This window comes from Rouxiella aceris (assembly GCF_012933545.1).
In the GTDB taxonomy this organism is placed as follows: Bacteria; Pseudomonadota; Gammaproteobacteria; order Enterobacterales; family Enterobacteriaceae; genus Rouxiella; species Rouxiella aceris.
The window spans coordinates 235,718-253,529 of record NZ_JAADJU010000001.1; the positions used below are offsets into that span (position 1 = coordinate 235,718).

Annotated in this window: 15 protein-coding genes and 1 pseudogene; 2 read left to right on the forward strand and 14 right to left on the reverse strand. The window is 54.1% G+C overall.

Annotated elements, in window-relative coordinates:
* Positions 1 to 2: 2 nt before the first annotated feature.
* The 6 genes from GW590_RS01075 to GW590_RS01100 form a co-directional block, all read right to left on the reverse strand.
* Complete coding sequence (locus tag GW590_RS01075; RefSeq protein ID WP_169401173.1) at positions 3 to 986, reverse strand: substrate-binding domain-containing protein; 984 nt, start codon at positions 984 to 986, stop codon at positions 3 to 5.
* A gap of 90 nt (positions 987 to 1,076) precedes the next feature.
* Complete coding sequence (locus tag GW590_RS01080) at positions 1,077 to 1,928, reverse strand: DeoR/GlpR family DNA-binding transcription regulator (protein WP_169401174.1); 852 nt, start codon at positions 1,926 to 1,928, stop codon at positions 1,077 to 1,079.
* A 352-nt stretch (positions 1,929 to 2,280) separates the two neighbouring features.
* Positions 2,281 to 3,600 carry an MFS transporter gene (locus GW590_RS01085; protein WP_169401175.1) on the reverse strand — a complete coding sequence of 440 codons (1,320 nt, stop codon included), beginning with the start codon at positions 3,598 to 3,600 and terminating at the stop codon, positions 2,281 to 2,283.
* A complete protein-coding gene (locus tag GW590_RS01090) occupies positions 3,597 to 4,253 on the reverse strand; it encodes a DUF4286 family protein (RefSeq protein ID WP_169401176.1) in 657 nt (218 codons plus the stop codon). The genes GW590_RS01085 and GW590_RS01090 overlap by 4 nt, the downstream gene beginning before the upstream one ends.
* Before the next feature lie 46 nt (positions 4,254 to 4,299).
* Positions 4,300 to 5,673, reverse strand: a complete 1,374-nt coding sequence (locus GW590_RS01095; protein WP_169401177.1) for an amidase — start codon at positions 5,671 to 5,673, stop codon at positions 4,300 to 4,302.
* Between the two features lie 25 nt (positions 5,674 to 5,698).
* On the reverse strand, positions 5,699 to 6,397 hold the full coding sequence (locus GW590_RS01100; protein ID WP_169401178.1) for a DUF2848 domain-containing protein: 699 nt from the start codon (positions 6,395 to 6,397) through the stop codon (positions 5,699 to 5,701).
* Positions 6,398 to 6,532: 135 nt separating this feature from the next.
* Between GW590_RS01100 and GW590_RS01105 the strand changes: the two genes are divergently transcribed.
* Positions 6,533 to 7,210, forward strand: a complete 678-nt coding sequence (locus GW590_RS01105) for a GntR family transcriptional regulator (RefSeq protein ID WP_169401179.1) — start codon at positions 6,533 to 6,535, stop codon at positions 7,208 to 7,210.
* Between the two features lie 7 nt (positions 7,211 to 7,217).
* Here GW590_RS01105 and GW590_RS24240 read toward each other — a convergent pair.
* Positions 7,218 to 7,289: pseudogene (locus GW590_RS24240) on the reverse strand (hypothetical protein); the annotation flags it as partial.
* Positions 7,290 to 7,469: 180 nt separating this feature from the next.
* Between GW590_RS24240 and GW590_RS01110 the strand changes: the two are divergent.
* Entirely contained in the window at positions 7,470 to 8,075 is a 606-nt protein-coding gene (locus GW590_RS01110) for a chorismate mutase (RefSeq protein WP_235955827.1), read from the forward strand.
* A 72-nt stretch (positions 8,076 to 8,147) separates the two neighbouring features.
* Here the strand turns inward: GW590_RS01110 and gcvP are convergent, their stop codons facing one another.
* The 7 genes from gcvP to GW590_RS01145 all read right to left on the reverse strand — a co-directional run bounded on the left by gcvP (position 8,148) and on the right by GW590_RS01145 (position 17,613).
* Positions 8,148 to 11,021, reverse strand: coding sequence for an aminomethyl-transferring glycine dehydrogenase (gene gcvP, locus GW590_RS01115; protein WP_169401180.1), 2,874 nt, complete (start codon positions 11,019 to 11,021; stop codon positions 8,148 to 8,150).
* 210 nt (positions 11,022 to 11,231) lie between these two features.
* Positions 11,232 to 11,618: a glycine cleavage system protein GcvH gene (gene gcvH, locus GW590_RS01120; protein WP_169401181.1), complete on the reverse strand. Its 387-nt coding sequence runs from the start codon at positions 11,616 to 11,618 to the stop codon at positions 11,232 to 11,234.
* A gap of 97 nt (positions 11,619 to 11,715) precedes the next feature.
* Positions 11,716 to 12,810: a glycine cleavage system aminomethyltransferase GcvT gene (gene gcvT / locus GW590_RS01125; protein ID WP_169401182.1), complete on the reverse strand. Its 1,095-nt coding sequence runs from the start codon at positions 12,808 to 12,810 to the stop codon at positions 11,716 to 11,718.
* Between the two features lie 343 nt (positions 12,811 to 13,153).
* Positions 13,154 to 14,377: an FAD-dependent 2-octaprenylphenol hydroxylase gene (gene ubiI, locus GW590_RS01130; RefSeq protein ID WP_169401183.1), complete on the reverse strand. Its 1,224-nt coding sequence runs from the start codon at positions 14,375 to 14,377 to the stop codon at positions 13,154 to 13,156.
* 54 nt (positions 14,378 to 14,431) lie between these two features.
* Complete coding sequence (gene ubiH / locus GW590_RS01135; protein WP_169401184.1) at positions 14,432 to 15,610, reverse strand: 2-octaprenyl-6-methoxyphenyl hydroxylase; 1,179 nt, start codon at positions 15,608 to 15,610, stop codon at positions 14,432 to 14,434.
* A gap of 4 nt (positions 15,611 to 15,614) precedes the next feature.
* Positions 15,615 to 16,928: a Xaa-Pro aminopeptidase gene (gene pepP / locus GW590_RS01140; protein WP_169401638.1), complete on the reverse strand. Its 1,314-nt coding sequence runs from the start codon at positions 16,926 to 16,928 to the stop codon at positions 15,615 to 15,617.
* Positions 16,929 to 17,040: 112 nt separating this feature from the next.
* A complete protein-coding gene (locus GW590_RS01145; RefSeq protein ID WP_169401185.1) occupies positions 17,041 to 17,613 on the reverse strand; it encodes a YecA/YgfB family protein in 573 nt (190 codons plus the stop codon).
* Positions 17,614 to 17,812 lie beyond the last annotated feature (199 nt).

A 17,812-nucleotide genomic window follows, 5' to 3' on the forward strand; every position in this document is an offset into this window, starting at 1 on the left:
AATTACAGCCCCATTTTGACCAGTTTTGGCAGGTTGTCTTTGTCGAGACTTTCAGTACGGTTGCCGAGAATGGTGCGCGTGGTGTCGTTAACCTTCACTTTGCCCATCCCCTCGATATCCATGCCGTCGGTGATCTTCTCGCCTTTCGCCATCATGCCGGCGATACGCACAAAGATTTCCCCGGCAACCATCGGATTCCAGATATAGCCGCCGTTGATGGCACCACTTTTCACCAGCGAAGCGCCCTGACCCGGACTAAATGGCCCAAAGACGCAGATATCTCCGGCTTTGCCGCGGTTGAGCACCGCACGGCCCGCGCCGATCGGCCCTTGTGAACCAATGGCTAAAATGCCTTTCAGATCGGGATATTTCGACATCAGGTCGTTGGTGGTGCGAATGGTGTCATCCAGCGATTCGGCGACACCAAAGCGGTCACCGACTTCGTGCATATTCGGATAGTGTTCCTGCTGATATTTGACAGCGGCATCGGCCCATTTTTTATGCACCGGCACCGTCAGACTGCCGACGTAAATCGCATAGCTGCCGGTCTCTTTCATGCATTTTGCCAGCGCAACCATATGGTTGATGCCATGCTGTTCCGCATCGACCATTTCAAAGTCCCAGTCAGCGTATTTCTGGTCCGGGGACTCATGGGTGATCACCTTGATCCCGGCGTCATGGGCGCGTTTCAGGACCGGCTCCAGCACTTTGGCATCGTTGGGCACCACGCCGATAATATCGACTTTCTGTGCAATCAAGTCTTCAATAGCGCGTACCTGCAACGCCGGATCGGCACCGGTTGGTCCTACCTGCCAGGCATCAATGCCCTCTTTTGCCGCTTCATTTTTGATGCCGACTTCCATCGCGTTAAACCAGGGGTTCCCCCCGACCTTGACCACAACGCCCATGCGGATTTTGTCGGCGGCGTGGGCCGACAGAGATAACATTGCCGTGGCGAACAGGCAGGCAAGGACAGATTTTTTCATGTTTTTTACTCCACAAAATGTCAATTATTTGCCGCAGTCAGTAGCTCGCCACGGCTGTTGTTGTAATGACCAGGTAGGTATAACGTACAGTCAAGATGTTGAAAACGGGTCGCCCCGCTGGGTCTTAAGGCTGACTTGCTTGTGTTTGACCGGGGCAACTTCAATCACGTTAACGTTGCTCCAGGCCAGTTCCTGACGGAATTCTTCATCTTCCAGAGTGTCGGTGATCAGCGTGTCAATCTCCCGGTAGTGGCAGATACGGGCAAACGAACGGCGACCAAACTTGCTGGAGTCGGCCAGCAGGATCTTGTGTTCCGACGACAACAGCATTTGCTGCTTGAGCCGCGCATGGTGTTCGTTACTTTCTCGGATCCCCCCTTCGTGACTGATGCCATGGCAGGAGAAAAACAGTTTGTTAATCACAAACTCGGTTAACAGCTTCTCGGCCAGCACACCGATAAAGTCTTCATATTTGGCTGAATACTCGCCCCCCAGCCCGATGGTTTTCACATTGGCCTTGGCGGCCAAGGTCTGGATGATATGCAGCGAGTTGGTCAATACCACCAGTTGGATATCCGGTAACTGTCGAGCCAAAAACCAACTGGTGGAACTGCTGTCCAGCAGCAGGCAGTCGCCGGGATTGATCAGCGCCAGCGCCCTTTTGGCGATTCGGGTTTTCTGATCGGGTGCCTGGTTACTGCGATCGCGAAATGACTCCCCTTGTTCAATTGCCGGTACATAATGCTTTTCAATTTCATGCTGATTAACAAACACCGCCCCGCCATGGCTGCGTAATAACAGGCCGCGCTTTTCCAGCAGCGTCAAATCACGCCGCGCCGTTTCCAGCGAGATCTGGCAAAGTTCTGCAACTTCCTGGACCAACACCCGACCACGCTGGCTAAGGACCTCGGTAATAAAGCGGTGACGTTCAACTGGCAGCATTTTTTTCCCCTTCGCGATAGTTAATAAGATACGCAAGCGCGTAAAACTGGAATGCGCGTTGCCTCAAAGCGGGTGGAGCCGTGTTTGTGCTGCGCGCGCGATGTGATAGTTGTCAAAAAAAAACAGCAAAAGGTGAAATGTTAAATTTTAGATATGCGGTGCTGCCTGCATTAAATCGCGTTGGTGATTGCAAGCTGTCATCGGGGATATAGCAAACGGTCACAATTCCTCGTCAAAATAAATGACCGAATATGACCGTTTATGTGGAAATGCCCGTATGCAGGCAACAGGCAAAAAAAACGACAGATAAACTGTCGCTTTGCGGAAGGCCTGGTAAGGGAGAGCAGCGTGCTTACAGGGGCTTGTTGGCGGTTTCCCGGGCGGAAAATACTGCCAGCAGCGTAATCAACAGCGCCAACGTCACATAGCCCGATACCGCCAGGGTACTGCCGTACTCCTTAAATAAAGAGGTAATAATTAACGGAGCAAAGCCGCCACCGACAATACCGGATAAGGTATAGGCCAGAGAAGAACCCGCATAACGTATACGCGTTGGAAATTGCTCGGTGACAAAGGCAGCCTGCGGACCATACATGGCCGCATGCACCTGTAATCCGCCGATAACCGCCAGACAAATCAGCACCGGATGTGCGCTGTCGAGCAGCATAAAAAACACAAAGGACCAGATAATTGCCATCAGCGCCCCCAGCATATACACCGGCCGACGACCAAACTTATCGGATAACGCCCCAAACAGGGGGACAGTGATGGCATTGCCTAAAGCACCGAGCATGGTGGCAGTCAGCGCCAGCGGACGTGGTAAATGCAGTACCGTCGTCACATAGGTCAGAGTGAACACCACTACCAGCGCATAAAGAACATCGGAGCCAATACGCGCACCACCGGCGATCAGCAAAGGACGCAGATGTTGGCTAAATACCTCTTTGATCGGCGTGTGGGTGGTGTTTTTGTTTTGCTCGAGCTTTAAAAACGCCGGGGTTTCCCCAACGCCGCGACGCAGCCACAGGCCAAAGATCACCAGCAACAGACTCATCAAAAAGGGAATGCGCCAGCCCCATTGCTGAAAATCATCAGCCGATAAAAAGAGGGTGATCAGCGTAATCAACCCGGTGCCAATCAAGGTGCCACAGGATGGGCCCACCTGGGCGAAAGAGGCGTTGCGACCACGCTGTTCGGGTTTGCCATGCTCCATGGATAACAATACCGCACCGGCCCATTCGCCGCCGAGAGCAATCCCCTGAATAAAACGCAGGCTGACCAGCAGCAGCGGACTCCAGATCCCCCAACTGGCATAACCCGGTAATAAGCCCATAAGTGCGGTAGTGACGCCCATCATCACTAGCGTGGTCACCAGGACAAACTTGCGCCCGAGGACATCCCCCAGATGACCAAAGATCATGCCACCAATAGGACGTGAAACATAACCGACCGCATACGTTGAAAATGCCAGGATGGTACCAACCAGCGGATCAAATGAAGGAAAAAACACATGGTTAAAAATCAGCGCCGCCATAAGGTTGTACACCGTAAAGTCGTACCACTCCAGCGCCGTACCTATTGAACTGGCCGCTGCCAGACGTCCGGTTTTTGGCCGCTTACGTTGTTCCTCTACGGACAAAACCTGGGAGTTATCAGTTGAAGACAGACTCATGATGCCACCTCCTGTGCGCTAAGTTGCCAACCCAGAACATACTGCAACACCTCAGACAACGGATAATCCAATGCCTGGCAAGCTTGTGCTGCAAGTTGCAGAGAAGCGCTGGCGCTGCTGCTTTCAATCAGCATCATCGGCAGAAGCTGACGGTTTTCCGGGGACTCTTTCGGCAAGGGGGTACTCAGCGCCACGTCAGGCAATAACAGGCTGGAGCGCACAAATCCGGGTTGAGCAAACAGCGTTCCACCCAGCTCGCTGATATCTGTCGCCAGACTGGCTGATAGCCCGTTGGCCGGGAAAGTAATAATGGCCAGATGGCTGCCCGTGCCGTGACCTACCACGGCGTTGATGCTACAGACACGACGCATTGGCGACTGCATTTTTTGCAGATTGGCCACCGACCAGGCGGTCTGGCGGGTAAAAGCGGCGTGATAGGCTTCTGAAGTAAAACTTTCCAGCGACGTGGTTTTATACAAACCGAGGTATTTGCGTCCGCCCTGTAAAGACTGATAACGCGTACCACTGAGAAAACCGGCAATACGTACGCGTTCTTCAACGTGTTCACGATCGTACCATTGATTAAAATCCGCTTCGTCCTGCGCGGCAACGTCGGTGGCGACAAAAAGCATGCCTTGGTGAGAAGTGATCATTGTCCTGGTCCTGTGATTATAAAAAGTTGGCAACGAGATGGCGTAATTACGCCGGATTTGCTACGGACGATTGCAGGCAACGCTCAATCTGCAATGCCCAGCTCATCAATTCAGCGTCTTGCATCGGCAGCGCGGCGACCATCAGGCCCACTGGCGCATGACCCTCTGCCTGGCAAGGTAATGACACCGCACAGCCGTCGAGAAAGTTGATTACCGAAGGATTACGCAATACGGCACCATTGATGCGGAAATAGGTTTCGTCACTGGCCTCCAGCTCGGCAATCGATGGCGCGATAATGGGCACCGTCGGCATCAGCAGCGCATCGAACGGCGCTATGCTGGCGCTGACCCGTCGTTGCCAGTCGGCACGCAGCTGCAGCAACTGTTGGCGATCGTCTTCACCCAGCGGCTCACCGCGACGAATGCGCGAAACCACGCGCGGGTCGTACTCATTTGCACGTTCGGCAATCAGCGACTGATGCCATGCCCATGATTCCAGTGCAGTAAAACCACCATTGGCGTTTATCTCCGCCAGTTCGGCAAATTCATCACAAGGAAGGGTGGAAATTCGGGCACCAGCCTGCGTCAAGCGTTCAATCGCGCTGGCAAAGGCTTCCGCAACCTGATGATCGAGGCCATTCAGCACCAGCGTTTGTGGAATGGCAAAATGGGCCTCGGCCAAATTTTTCGCCGTCAAGGTTAGCGGCATATCGGCAATGGCTGCATCCAACGCTACGCAACTGGCAACATCCCCCGCAATGGTGCCCACTGAATCGAGTGAGGCGGAGAGGGGCAACACCCCGGCCATCGGCATCCGCCGGGCGGTGGGTTTAAAACCGGTAAGGCCACAGAATGCTGCCGGAATACGCACCGATCCGCCGGTATCACTGCCAACCGCGCCCAGACACATGGCATCGGCGATCGCCACCGCCGCACCGGAAGAGGATCCACCAGGAATGCGACGCGTCTGACGATCCCAGGGGTTGGCTGGCGTGCCGTAATGGGGATTAATACCCAGTCCCGAATAGGCAAACTCGGTCATATTGGTTTTACCGACAATAACCGCCCCCGCTTGTAGCAAACGGCTGACCACCTCCGCGTGTGCCGCAGCGGCGGGCGAATCAGCCAACACCCGTGAGCCGCCGGTGGTCACCTGGCCTGCAACATCAAAAAGATCTTTGACCGACACCGGAATACCGTCGATGGCAGAAAGGGGTTGCCCGGCGGCCCAACGCTGGCTGGAGGCGACAGCCTGCTCCCCTGCCCACTGCGCATAAATCTGCGTAAAGGCCAGCTGGCCTTCGCCGCCGCTGGCGGTAATGTTGGCCAGCACCTCGGCGGTGAGTTGTTCCGCCGTCACACGCCCCTGTGCGAGTTGTTCAACAGCCTGCTGTAGACTGAGAGAGAGCTGAAAATTCATAATGTGACTCCGTGATGAGGCCGGATTAACAGACAACCGGCAGTTCGACACTTTGATAGGCATGGACGATCGTCCGTCCCAAATGTTCATCCACCAGTTCCATGCGAAACTCCGCTGCAGGACGGATGCCACCTATGGCCGCCACGGTGCCGCAGGTCATGCCCATACCTTCCACCGGTTCGGCATTCCCGCCCAGATAACGACTGAGTAGATCTTCCGGCTTACGCAGGCTCGACAAAGATCCTTGCTGATAAAGGCGGTATTCCCCCTGCTCTTTGATCCAGGCGCGCAAAATCAGGCGATCCCAGTGCGAGATCACCTCACTCATCCGCCAGGCGGTGGTCGCCACGGGCTTTACGCAAACCTGTTTGGATAGTGCGACACTGTGTGATTCCAACTGACGATCGGTATGATCCGAGGCCAGCGAGAGATACATCTCACCTTGGTGAGTAAAGATAAAAACTTCGGCTTCACCGGAGGTTTCGGTTCCCACTACCTCAATTTTTTTATTCTGGGTCAGTTGATTGGCAGCAACGCGATAAAACAGCGGCACTGCACTTGGGCGGGGCACGCCCAGGGCTTCAAGTTCACTGATATGGTGCATGATGGCGTCGGCATCACGACCTGCCCAACCAGCAATCACCAATTGATTAATTTCGACCGCAAGCGTGGTGACGTCAGGGTTGGCAGGTAAAAATGCAGGTAGAGTAAAGGTCAGTTTCATCGCGATGGGTCTCCTCCTAGAGACATACTTTAAAAATACAGTGAAATTTCACTACAACTTCATTCATTAAATAAGCGATTTTCGTGCCATGTTTTTGTGTAGAATGTCTAAAAATCTTCTCGGCAGGAGAAAGGTGTGAAATCTGTTGACGCAGAAAATCTGGAAACAGCAGCAGCCAGCGAAACGCAGTTATCGTTAAATGAGCAGGCATATCGCCGCTTTAAGCAGGCATTGGTGACCCTGAGCTATAAGCCGGGGGAGTATTTGAATACCGCACAGGTAATGAATGATTTATCGCTGGGGCGTACGCCAATTAATCAGGCGATCCACCGGCTGGCCAATGAAGGGTTATTGCAAATTATCCCGCGTAAGGGGGTAATGGTTTCGCCGCTATCGATCGACGATGCACTGGAGTTGATCGAAGTCCGCCTGGCCAATGAGTTATTGTGCATCCGGCTGGCCAGCCAGCGCGTCTCGACAACGGATATTGCGGAACTTAACGCCATCAACCAACGGATTGCCGTCGCCTGCCAATTACGCGATCGTAACCAGATGATGTCGCTGGATTATCAGTTCCACCAATTGCTGGCGCAAATTGCCGGCAACAGTATATTAATGGATATCCTTAGCGTGCTGCACGCGCAAGCACAGCGCTTTTGGGCCAGTTCATTGTCCAAAGAGGGTCATATGCAGGAAGTGATCGGTGAGCATCAGGCCATTATTAATGCGCTCGCCGCGCAGGATGCCTCAGCGGCAGCCCATGCCGCCGAAATGCATATTTTATCTTTTCGTCATGCACTACTGCGCGGCTAACGACAAGTTATTTCCCCCCCGCCAGATCGATAAAACTGCCGGTGACATAAGAGGCTGCGTCGGACAGCAGCCATGCTATCCAGAGCAATATCTCGGCTGCCGCCGGTCACTAATAGCACTTTAGTCACAATAGTAAATCATGATTAAACCTGATGGTGATCCCGTTAAAACGGGGCCGTTTTACTCTGCCATTTTTGGCGATACTTAGTATGATGATCGGCGAAATTCGGCAAAAACGCTTAATTTAAAGGAATAATTCATGATGAATATGACCGGCTCGGCATTTTCACTGCACCTCCGCCAACGGGGCTCACTGCTCGCCAAAACCGCGATCGGCTCGCTGCTAATCGCCGCCATTGGTGTCAGTACGCTTCCTTTGACCGCCCAGGCTTCGGAAAATAGTAGTCTACCGGGGTTAATTAACCAACGCCTCTCCTATATGAAAGACGTGGCCAGCAGCAAGGCGTTAAACCATCAACCGATTGAAGTGCTCGATCAGGAAGCCAAAGTGTTGGCAGATACGCTGAAAGTGGCCGAGGGAGCAGGCATCGATCCCGTCTCGATCAAACCCTTTATTGTCGCGCAGATGAGTGCCGCCAAAGCGATCCAGTATCGCTATCGCGCCGACTGGCTGGCAACGCCGGAAACCCATTGGCAGCCGCGACCGCTTAATCAGATCCGCAGCGATATCGCCGCTTTATCCAGCCAAATCATTCAGCGTCTGGCGGTCGAATTAAAAGCCAACGGCAAGATTTCCCCTGATAACGAGGCGGAATTTAGCGCCCAACTGCAACAAAAAAACCTCAGCGAAGCCGATAAAATCCAACTGTTTACGACATTAAAGCAGGTGCATTTAAAGAAATAGGCAGGATTTTGTTCATGCGGCAATAACAAGAGAGGGGAAATTCTGGCCTTGCGGCCAGAATTTTAGCAACAATTACTGATAGTCGCCGATCGGTACACAAGAGCAGAACAGATTACGGTCGCCGTAAACATCATCAAGGCGTTTCACCGTCGGCCAGTATTTGTTTTCACTGCCCGCCGGGAATACCGCCAGCTCACGGCTGTAGGCATGATGCCACTCGCTGACCAGCTCTGCCTGGGTATGCGGTGCATTAACCAGCGGGTTATCCTCTAAGGTCCACTTCCCGCTGGCGACGTTGTCGATTTCACCACGGATGGCCAGCAAGGCATCAATAAAGCGGTCGAGTTCGACTTTGCTTTCCGATTCTGTCGGCTCAATCATCAGGGTGCCCGCCACCGGGAACGACATGGTCGGCGCATGGAAGCCGTAGTCGATCAGACGTTTGGCAATATCCATTTCGCTAATGCCGGTAACTTCTTTCAGCGGACGAATATCAAGAATACATTCGTGAGCAACACGGCCATCGCGACCGGTATACAGCACCGGAAAAGCCTCTTTCAGGCGCGTGGCAATGTAGTTGGCGTTAAGGATCGCGACCTGACTTGCCTGCTTCAGCCCCTCGGCACCCATCATGCGGATATACATCCAGCTGATTGGCAATATAGAAGCGCTGCCGAACGGTGCCGCAGATACCGCGCCGTTTTGCGTCAACACGCCATCAATCTGTACGACGCTATGACCCGGAACAAAAGGTGCCAAATGGGCTTTAACGCCAATTGGACCCATACCTGGACCGCCACCGCCGTGCGGGATACAGAAGGTTTTATGCAGGTTAAGGTGCGACACATCCGCGCCGATATAGCCCGGCGTAGTGATGCCCACCTGGGCATTCATATTGGCTCCGTCGAGATAAACCTGACCACCGTATTGATGAACAATCTGGCAGACTTCACGGATGGTTTCTTCATAAACGCCGTGCGTCGACGGATAGGTCACCATAATACAAGAGAGTTCATCACCAGCCTGCGCCGCTTTCTCACGCAGATCGCTGAGGTCGATATTGCCCTGTTTGTCACAGGCCACCACCACCACCGACATGCTGGCCATATGCGCCGATGCCGGGTTGGTGCCGTGAGCGGAACTTGGGATCAGACAGATATGACGGCTGCTCTGGTTGCGGCTTTCATGATAGCGACGAATTGCCAGCAGACCGGCATATTCCCCCTGAGCACCAGAGTTCGGCTGCATACAGACTGCATCGTAGCCGGTCAACTGCACCAGCCACTGTGACAACTGACCAATCATCTGCTGATAGCCGCTGGCCTGCTCGACCGGGCAGAACGGGTGCAGTTCGGCAAACTCTGGCCAGGTGATCGGGATCATCTCGGCCGCCGCATTCAATTTCATGGTGCAGGAACCCAGTGGGATCATCGCCTGATTCAGCGCCAGATCCTTTTTCTCCAGACGATGCATATAGCGCATCATTTCGGTTTCACTGTGGTATTGGTTAAATACCGGGTGAGTCAGGATCGGATCCTGACGCAGTGACGCCGCCGGAATAGACTGATTGTCGGTGCTGGCAACCAGGTCCAGTTGCTCGATATCCAGACCATGGTCGTCGCCAAGCAGCACGGCAAACAGCACCTGCACATCTTCACGCGAGGTGGCTTCGTCGAGGGTAATGCCCACGGCGTTATGAATATCGGTACGCAGGTTCAGGCCAAAGCTCTGCGCGCGTTCCAGCACTGCCGCTTTATCCTGCACGTCGACCGTCAGCGTATCAAACCAGCTGTTGTGGCGCAGCGTCAGGCCGCCTTTCTTCAGGCCAGCGGCCAGAATATCGGTCAGACGATGGATACGGCTGGCAATGCGTTTCAGACCTTCAGGTCCGTGGAACACGGCGTACAGGCTGGCAATATTGGCCAGCAATACCTGCGAGGTACAAATATTGGAGTTGGCTTTTTCGCGACGGATATGTTGTTCACGGGTTTGCATCGCCATACGCAGCGCGGTGTTGCCTGCAGCATCGCGGGAAACGCCGATAATGCGCCCCGGCATTGAGCGTTTAAACTCATCACGGCAGGCAAAGAAGGCGGCATGTGGACCACCGTAGCCCATTGGCACACCAAAGCGTTGCGCCGAACCAAAGACCACGTCTGCACCCTGCTTGCCCGGTGCGGTCAGCAGCACCAGTGCCATAATATCTGCTGCTACGCTGGTAATAATTTTACGGTTTTTCAGTTCGGCAAACAGCGCACTGTAGTCATGAACTTCGCCAGTGGTACCCACCAGTTGCAGCAGAACACCAAAGATGCCGTCAAGTTCCAGCACTTTTTCTGCTTTATCGACGATGATATCAAAACCAAAGGTTTCGGCACGGGTGCGCACTACGTCAAGGGTCTGCGGATGCACGTCGTCAGCAACAAAGAAGCGATTGGCATCTTTCAGTTTGCTGGCGCGTTTCGCCAGCGCCATGGCTTCGGCGGCGGCGGTGGCTTCGTCGAGCAGGGATGCTGACGCCAGATCCAGCCCGGTCAGGTCGAGGGTCAGTTGCTGGAAATTCAGCAGCGCTTCAAGACGGCCCTGGGAGACTTCGGGTTGATACGGGGTATAAGCGGTGTACCAGCCGGGGTTTTCCAGCATATTGCGCAGGATCACCGGCGGCGTCAGCACCGCGCTGTAGCCCATACCAATATAAGATTTATAACGCTGGTTTTGACTGGCAATGGCTTTCAGCTCAGCCAACGCCTGATGTTCGGTTACCGCATCGCCTACCGCAGGGGGACCAGGTAACTGGATATCCACCGGAACAATTTGCTGGATCAAGGCGTTTAGCGAACTGGCGCCAACGGTGGCCAACATCTGCTGCTGCTGAAGGGAGGAAGGACCGATATGGCGACCGATAAAGGCTTCGCTGTGTTCAAGTTGGCTGAGAGTCTGAGTCATGTGCTAGGCATTCCTGAAATCTTGCATGGAGGTACTGGGACAAAAACGCTTGCCCCGTAACCATTACGAGGCGTTCAATCTCGACCCGACGTGATTGGCGCGACAACCAGGCGGCAGTCGCTCATCCAGGGAGCTGACTCAAGATCGTTCCCGGGATGAACCGACGTAACCCGCGCAGTTATCGCCGCAAAGACGACGGGCACAAAATACTTAGTCTTCCAGCGTGGCTTCGTAACCTGCCGCATCGAGCAAATTATCAAGTTCGGCTTCGTCAGAGGCTTTAATCTGGTACAGGAAACCTTCGGCGTAAGGGGCGCTGTTAACCAGTTCCGGAGAGGCTTCCAGTTCGCTGTTAACCGCAACAATTTCGCCGCTGATTGGCGAGTAGATATCTGACGCCGCTTTTACAGATTCCGCTACGGCGCAATCTTCGCCGGCATCAACAATGCGGCCCACTTCGGGCAGGTCGATAAAGACCATATCACCCAGTAATTCCTGCGCGTGTTCAGTAATGCCTACGCTATAAATACCGTTGCCTTCTGCACGCACCCATTCATGAGAGGTGGCGTATTTTAGTTCTGCTGGAACGTTGCTCATAACTATTCTCCTGAAAGAGGTTTATTAATGCTTAATATCGAAAAAATAAATCAAAGCGATAACCGTCGGCCAGAACGGTCTGGCAGACTAAAATCCATTACACCAGGCTTTTGCCATTACGCACAAAACCCGGTTTGGTGACACGCACCGGCATTTCACGATTACGAATTTGCACAATCGCCTGTTCACCAATCCCAGCCGGAACACGGGCCAGTGCAATGCTGCACCCCAGCGTTGGCGAGAAAGAACCGCTGGTGATAATACCTTCCTGCAGATTGCCTCTGGCATCGGTAAAACGCACTGGCAATTCATTACGTAATACACCTTTTTCGGTCATGATCAAACCGACCAACTGCTCGGTGCCGTGTTCACGCTGGCTCTCCAGCGCATCGCGGCCAATAAAACGACGATCTTCCGGCTGCCAGGCAATGGTCCAGCCCATATTCGCCGCCAGCGGCGAAATGCTTTCGTCCATTTCCTGACCATAGAGATTCATGCCCGCTTCCAGACGCAGCGTATCGCGTGCGCCCAGTCCGGCAGGCTTGACGCCGGCTGCCAGCAGTTTTTGCCAGAAATCCGCCGCGTCGTCCTGTGGCAGGGCAATTTCATAGCCTGCTTCACCGGTGTAGCCAGTGGTGGCGATAAACAGCGAACCGGCCTGCACGCCAAAGAACGGCTTCATGCCGCTAACGGCCTGTTTTTGCTCGGCTGTAAACAGCGTCTGCGCTCTTTCTTGCGCCTGCGGACCCTGCACGGCGATCAGCGCCAGGTCATCACGAACGGTCAGCTCAATGGCATAAGGTTTGGCATGTTCCGAGATCCACGCCAGATCTTTTTCACGGGTGGCGGAGTTGACCACCAGACGGAAATAGTCTTCGCTAAGGAAATAAACAATCAGATCATCGATCACGCCGCCGGAGGCATTCAGCATACCGGTGTACAGTGCCTTGCCCGGCTGAGTCAGTTTGGCGACATCGTTGGCCAATAGATAACGCAGGAATTCACGGGTGCGCGCACCGCGTAAATCGACGATGGTCATATGTGAAACGTCAAACATACCTGCATCCTGACGCACGATATGGTGTTCATCCAGCTGGGAGCCATAATGCAGCGGCATCATCCAACCGTGAAAATCGACCATACGAGCGCCACAGGCGACGTGTTGATCATATAACCGAGTCTGCTTTGTCATCTTATTCCCCATTCTTTTTCTTAAGCGACTTACCCTGCTCTCTGACGAAAACCGGTGCAAGAACTGTGCCGACGCAAACGATACCTTTGACTGAACGTTATCACCGAATCCCGCTGCTATCCATAAGTTAAAATATCAGTTGTCAGTGAATTGTCGGAAATTGAGAGAGGGTATGATTCAGAATTTTTGACTGGAAAGATGGGGTTTGTGACGCAAAATCTACAGATAAATTATAAATTCATCGATGTTATATAACGCAAGGACCGAATTTCGCACCCTTTACAATGGGCGAAACCCGGCCTGAGATTAGAAAATGTAATGGAAAATCTGGCATGAAATTAGATTATTTCAGCTGAAGCCTTTTGCTTTCCAGCCACTCGGGCAAATCATTAAGCCCCATCGCCTGCCGCACCAGTTGCGGTTTCACCCCTGGTAGCCGATCGGCCAGCGTTAAACCGATATCGCGCAGCAACTTCTTGGCCGGGTTATTACCGGCAAAAAGCTCGCGAAATCCCTGCATGCCTGCCAGCATTACCGCCGCACTGTGCTTACGCTTGCGTTCAAAGCGGCGCAAATACATATGCTGACCAAAATCTTTCCCTTCCCGTTGCAGACGCTTGATTTCAAAAGCCAACTCCGCCGCGTCCATAAAACCGAGATTGACGCCCTGCCCGGCCAATGGATGTACGGTATGCGCCGCATCACCAATCAGCGCCAGCCGCTGGGCTGCAAAGCTACGCGCATAGCGTCCGGTCAGTGGAAAACTCTGACGCTCGCTGACCACCTGGCAAACGCCAAGGCGCAGATCAAAGGTGCTGGCGAGGATCTTGTTAAACTCTTCATTATCCAACGCACACAGACGTTCGGCTTCGAGAGGAGATACTGACCAGACAATAGATGATAAATGCGCATCGGCCAGCGGTAAAAACGCCAGAATGCCGTCACCGTGAAATACCTGTCTTGCCACAGATTGGTGCGCTTCTTGCGTGCGGATCGTCGCCACCAGTGCATGATGACCATAATCCCAGAAGGTCAGCGGGATATCGGCATGTTGACGCAGCCAGGAATGGGCACCGTCGGCACCGACGACCAGCCGGGCGCTGAGCAGTCGCTGATCGTCGAGGGTAATAAAAGCTTCGTTCTCGCCCCAGGCAACATCTTTTAACTGCGCGGGGGCCAACAGGGTGATATCGCTTAACTGACTTGCCCGTTGCCACAGCGCACGCTGGATCACCTGATTTTCAATAATATGACCAAGATGGCTGAACCCGTACTCTTCGCTGTGAAAGGCAATTTTGCCAAAGCTGTCATGGTCCCACACTTCCATGCCCTGATAGGCATTGACGCGCTGGGCAATAATATCGTCCCATGCGCCAATATGCTGCAGCAGACGCTCACTGGCGGCATTGATCGCCGAAACACGAACCGCCGGGATAGTGGGCAGCGGCGCATCATTGGGTTGTCGATTTTCCAGCACGGCAATACGCAAACCGCTACCCTGCAGGCTACAGGCCAGCGCCAGTCCTACCATACCGCCACCGGCGATAACCACATCAAAAGATTGCATAATTTCGTTTATTCCTGTCATTTTCTGCGGTCAGGCTGAGCCTGCACCGGCGCGTTAGCGCTCAGTCCAGCCCAGGGTACGGCGGGTAAATGCATCTCGCAATGGCGGGATACTCTCCATGGCCATCAGGCCGAGATTGCGCCCCACCACCAGCGGTGCATAGCGGTTGGCAAAGATGCGCACCAGGCCATCGGTAATGCCGACGGTGGCACGCTGATCCGGCTGGCGACGCTGTTGATAACCACTCAGCACGCGGTAACTGCCAATATCTTTCCCCTGCTGCCAGGCCGCGGCCAGCGTCTCACCGAGGGTCATCACGTCGCGCAGTCCCAGGTTGAATCCCTGACCGGCGATAGGATGCAGGGTTTGCGCCGCGTTGCCCACCAGCGCCAGTCGGTGGCTGATATGAGCATTGGCGGTCAATAATTGCAGAGGATAGCTGTGTCGCGCGCCGATTTGCTGCAACTTGCCCAAGCGCCAGCCAAAGGCCTGCTGCAACTCGGCGAGAAATTGTTTATCGCTCCAGTCATTGACCTGTTGCTGTTTGTCCAGCGGATGACACCAGACCAGTGAGCTGCGCCCTTTCGACATCGGCAACAGCGCCAGCGGACCTTGCGGCGTAAAACGCTCAAAGGCACGGCCGCCGTGAGCTATGGCAGTGCTGACATTGGCAATGACTGCCACCTGCTGATAGGCGGCACGTTGCCAACTGATCTGACAAGCCTGAGCCAGCATCGACTGCGAACCGTCGGCGGCCACCAGCACACGCCCCTCCAGGGTTTCGCCATTATCCAGCGTAACACTGGCACTGTCAGCGCGACGATCCACGGCCACCACGCGGGCAGGACAATGCAGATAAACACCCGGTGCCCGGGATAATAAGCCAAACAGCCGTTGCCCCGCATCGTGCAGTTCAATCACCTGTCCCAACGCCGCAACGCCGTAATGCCTGGCGTCAAGATTCACCATGCCGGTATGGCCGCGATCGCTGACGTGAATATCGGTGATCGCTGTGGCGCAATCGGCCAGCGCCGACCAGACGCCAATCGCCGCCAACTGCTGGCAGGTGCCCTGCGCCAGGGCAATGGCACGGGCGTCAAAACCGGGATGCTGGCGATCCCCCGGGGTGGTTGCTTCCACCAGATGCACCGGCAGCCGTCCCTGGGTCAGCGAGGAGAGTGCCAACGCCAGCGTTGCCCCGGCCATGCCGCCGCCTACAATAATTACGCTCATCGGATTATCTTGCCGCCGCCATCAATGCTTCGATCTCATCGGCTTCTTTCACCACGTCGCCGGTAAGAATTTCAATACCGCTGGCGGTGATCAGAATGTCGTCTTCAATACGGATACCAATACCGCGATAGGCCGCCGGTACATCGGCATCCGGCGCAATATACAGACCCGGCTCGACGGTCAATACCATCCCCGGCTCCAGTGTGCGGCTGCGATCCACGTCGCCATAATGGCCAACGTCGTGTACGTCCATGCCCAGCCAGTGAGACAGGCCATGCATAAAGAACTGGCGGTGTGCCCGCTCGGCAATTAACTGGTCAACGTCGCCGGTCATCACGCCAATAGCCACCAGACCTTCAACCATTACCCGTACCGCTGCTTCGGTGGCTTCCTTGATGCTGCGCCCTGGGCCAAAAATGGCCAACGCCTTGTATTCAGAAGCCAGCACGATATCGTAAATCTGCCGCTGTGCCGGGGTAAATTTACCGCTGACCGGGAAAGTGCGGGTGATATCCCCAGCGTAGCCCTGATATTCACAACCGGCATCGATCAACACCAAATCACCGTCACGCAGCTGAGACTCGTTTTCGGTGTAATGCAGAATACAGCCGTTGTCACCGCTGCCGACAATGGTGTTATAAGAGGGATAACGCGCACCGTGACGATTAAACTCATGGTGGATCTCGCCTTCAAGCTGATACTCGAACATTCCGGCACGGCATTTTTCCATGGCACGGGTATGGGCCATGGCGGTGATTTCGCCAGCGCGACGCATAACGGCAATTTCCTGCGCCGATTTAATCAGGCGCATATCATGTAACCAAGGTCGCCAGTCGGTCACAGTGGCCGGTGCCGAAAGGTTTTGCCGAAAGCCGTTACGCAGGCGATCCATGGCGCCATCGACAATGCTGTCGGCATAGGCATAGTAGCCCTGGGCATGATAAATCACGTCCAGACCGTTAAGCAGCAGATGCAGCTGTTCATTAATATCATCAAACGGCAGTGCACGGTCGATACCCAGGCGTGCCGGAGCCGCATCCTGCCCCAGTCGACGACCAAACCATATCTCGGCAGTCAGATCGCGAACGCGGTTAAACAGCACGCTGTGGTGGTGATTATCATCGCTTTTAACCAACACCAACGCCGCTTCAGGTTCATTGAATCCGGTCAAATACCAGAAATCGCTGCTTTGACGGTAGGGATACTCGCTGTCTGCATTACGCGTGGCTTCCGGGGCGGCAAAAATAATCGCGGCGCTGCCCGGTGCCATTTTGGCTATAAGTGCCTGACGACGATCCTCATATTCCTGCCGAGTTATGGTCACTGTTGTCATCACCTGCTCCTGAAATCGAAGGTTATCCCCGTTAAATGCGCTAATGGAGAAAATTTAGGAATTTTCGGAAATTACAGAAATCCCGAGGTTGCGAAAATTAATGTATGGTCCGCAGATTTTCTGCCGCATTAGGTTTGCTATGGCCGAATTCGTTGTAGCAAAGGATCGCCGCCACGCGGACATACTCCACCACTTCTTCCAGCGACTGCGCCAGCACTTCCTGATCTTCGTCTTCTTCGTAACCCAGCTGGGCAATACTGCGCATATCATCAATGGCTTCGCCCACTTCGCCTTTCACTTTGGCCAGCTTGGGCTGCATCATGCCCAAACCGAGCAGAAAGTGGTTTACCCAGCCGCTAAGCGCATCGGCGCGGATAAATACGCTGGCGTCGTCATCGGGTAATAACATTTTAAATTCAAAGCTGTCGCCATCAAGGGTATCAGAAGTCACTTTGCGCAATTGCTGCAGCATATCGGCAAGCGTATGGCTAAATGCCAACCCCTCGTTGGTCAGGTCATGCACCAGCGTCAGCCAGCTGCCATCACGGTTGCCACCGCAAAGCAAGCCACTGATAATTCCGTGCATTTCGGCCGGGGTCAAGGCAACAGACTGCTGTTTCAGTGATTGATTCAGCAATTCATAATCAGGATAGGTATTCTCAATAGACATGCGTATTCGCCATCGTTGGCTGGATAAGTTCGTGTTATGCTACCACCAAGATCAGTCTCAGTACCAGTTAGCGAGACCCGTAATCTCCCTATTCGATATCAGGATAGAAGGAGTTCCGAGGAGTCGCGGGAGCCGCAGCCAGACCGCTGCAATGGCCAAAAACGGGTTTATACCCCAAATAATTCGAATTGCATCGCGG

Excerpts from the sequence above, each read along its gene's own strand:
- GW590_RS01075 (WP_169401173.1), bottom strand. The coding sequence starts at position 986 with ATGAAAAAATCTGTCCTTGCCTGCCTGTTCGCCACGGCAATGTTATCT.
- GW590_RS01080 (WP_169401174.1), bottom strand. The coding sequence starts at position 1,928 with ATGCTGCCAGTTGAACGTCACCGCTTTATTACCGAGGTCCTTAGCCAG.
- GW590_RS01085 (WP_169401175.1), bottom strand. The coding sequence starts at position 3,600 with ATGAGTCTGTCTTCAACTGATAACTCCCAGGTTTTGTCCGTAGAGGAA.
- GW590_RS01090 (WP_169401176.1), bottom strand. The coding sequence starts at position 4,253 with ATGATCACTTCTCACCAAGGCATGCTTTTTGTCGCCACCGACGTTGCC.
- GW590_RS01095 (WP_169401177.1), bottom strand. The coding sequence starts at position 5,673 with ATGAATTTTCAGCTCTCTCTCAGTCTACAGCAGGCTGTTGAACAACTC.
- GW590_RS01100 (WP_169401178.1), bottom strand. The coding sequence starts at position 6,397 with ATGAAACTGACCTTTACTCTACCTGCATTTTTACCTGCCAACCCTGAC.
- GW590_RS01110 (WP_235955827.1), top strand. The coding sequence starts at position 7,470 with ATGATGAATATGACCGGCTCGGCATTTTCACTGCACCTCCGCCAACGG.
- gcvP (WP_169401180.1), bottom strand. The coding sequence starts at position 11,021 with ATGACTCAGACTCTCAGCCAACTTGAACACAGCGAAGCCTTTATCGGT.
- gcvH (WP_169401181.1), bottom strand. The coding sequence starts at position 11,618 with ATGAGCAACGTTCCAGCAGAACTAAAATACGCCACCTCTCATGAATGG.
- gcvT (WP_169401182.1), bottom strand. The coding sequence starts at position 12,810 with ATGACAAAGCAGACTCGGTTATATGATCAACACGTCGCCTGTGGCGCT.
- ubiI (WP_169401183.1), bottom strand. The coding sequence starts at position 14,377 with ATGCAATCTTTTGATGTGGTTATCGCCGGTGGCGGTATGGTAGGACTG.
- ubiH (WP_169401184.1), bottom strand. The coding sequence starts at position 15,610 with ATGAGCGTAATTATTGTAGGCGGCGGCATGGCCGGGGCAACGCTGGCG.
- GW590_RS01145 (WP_169401185.1), bottom strand. The coding sequence starts at position 17,613 with ATGTCTATTGAGAATACCTATCCTGATTATGAATTGCTGAATCAATCA.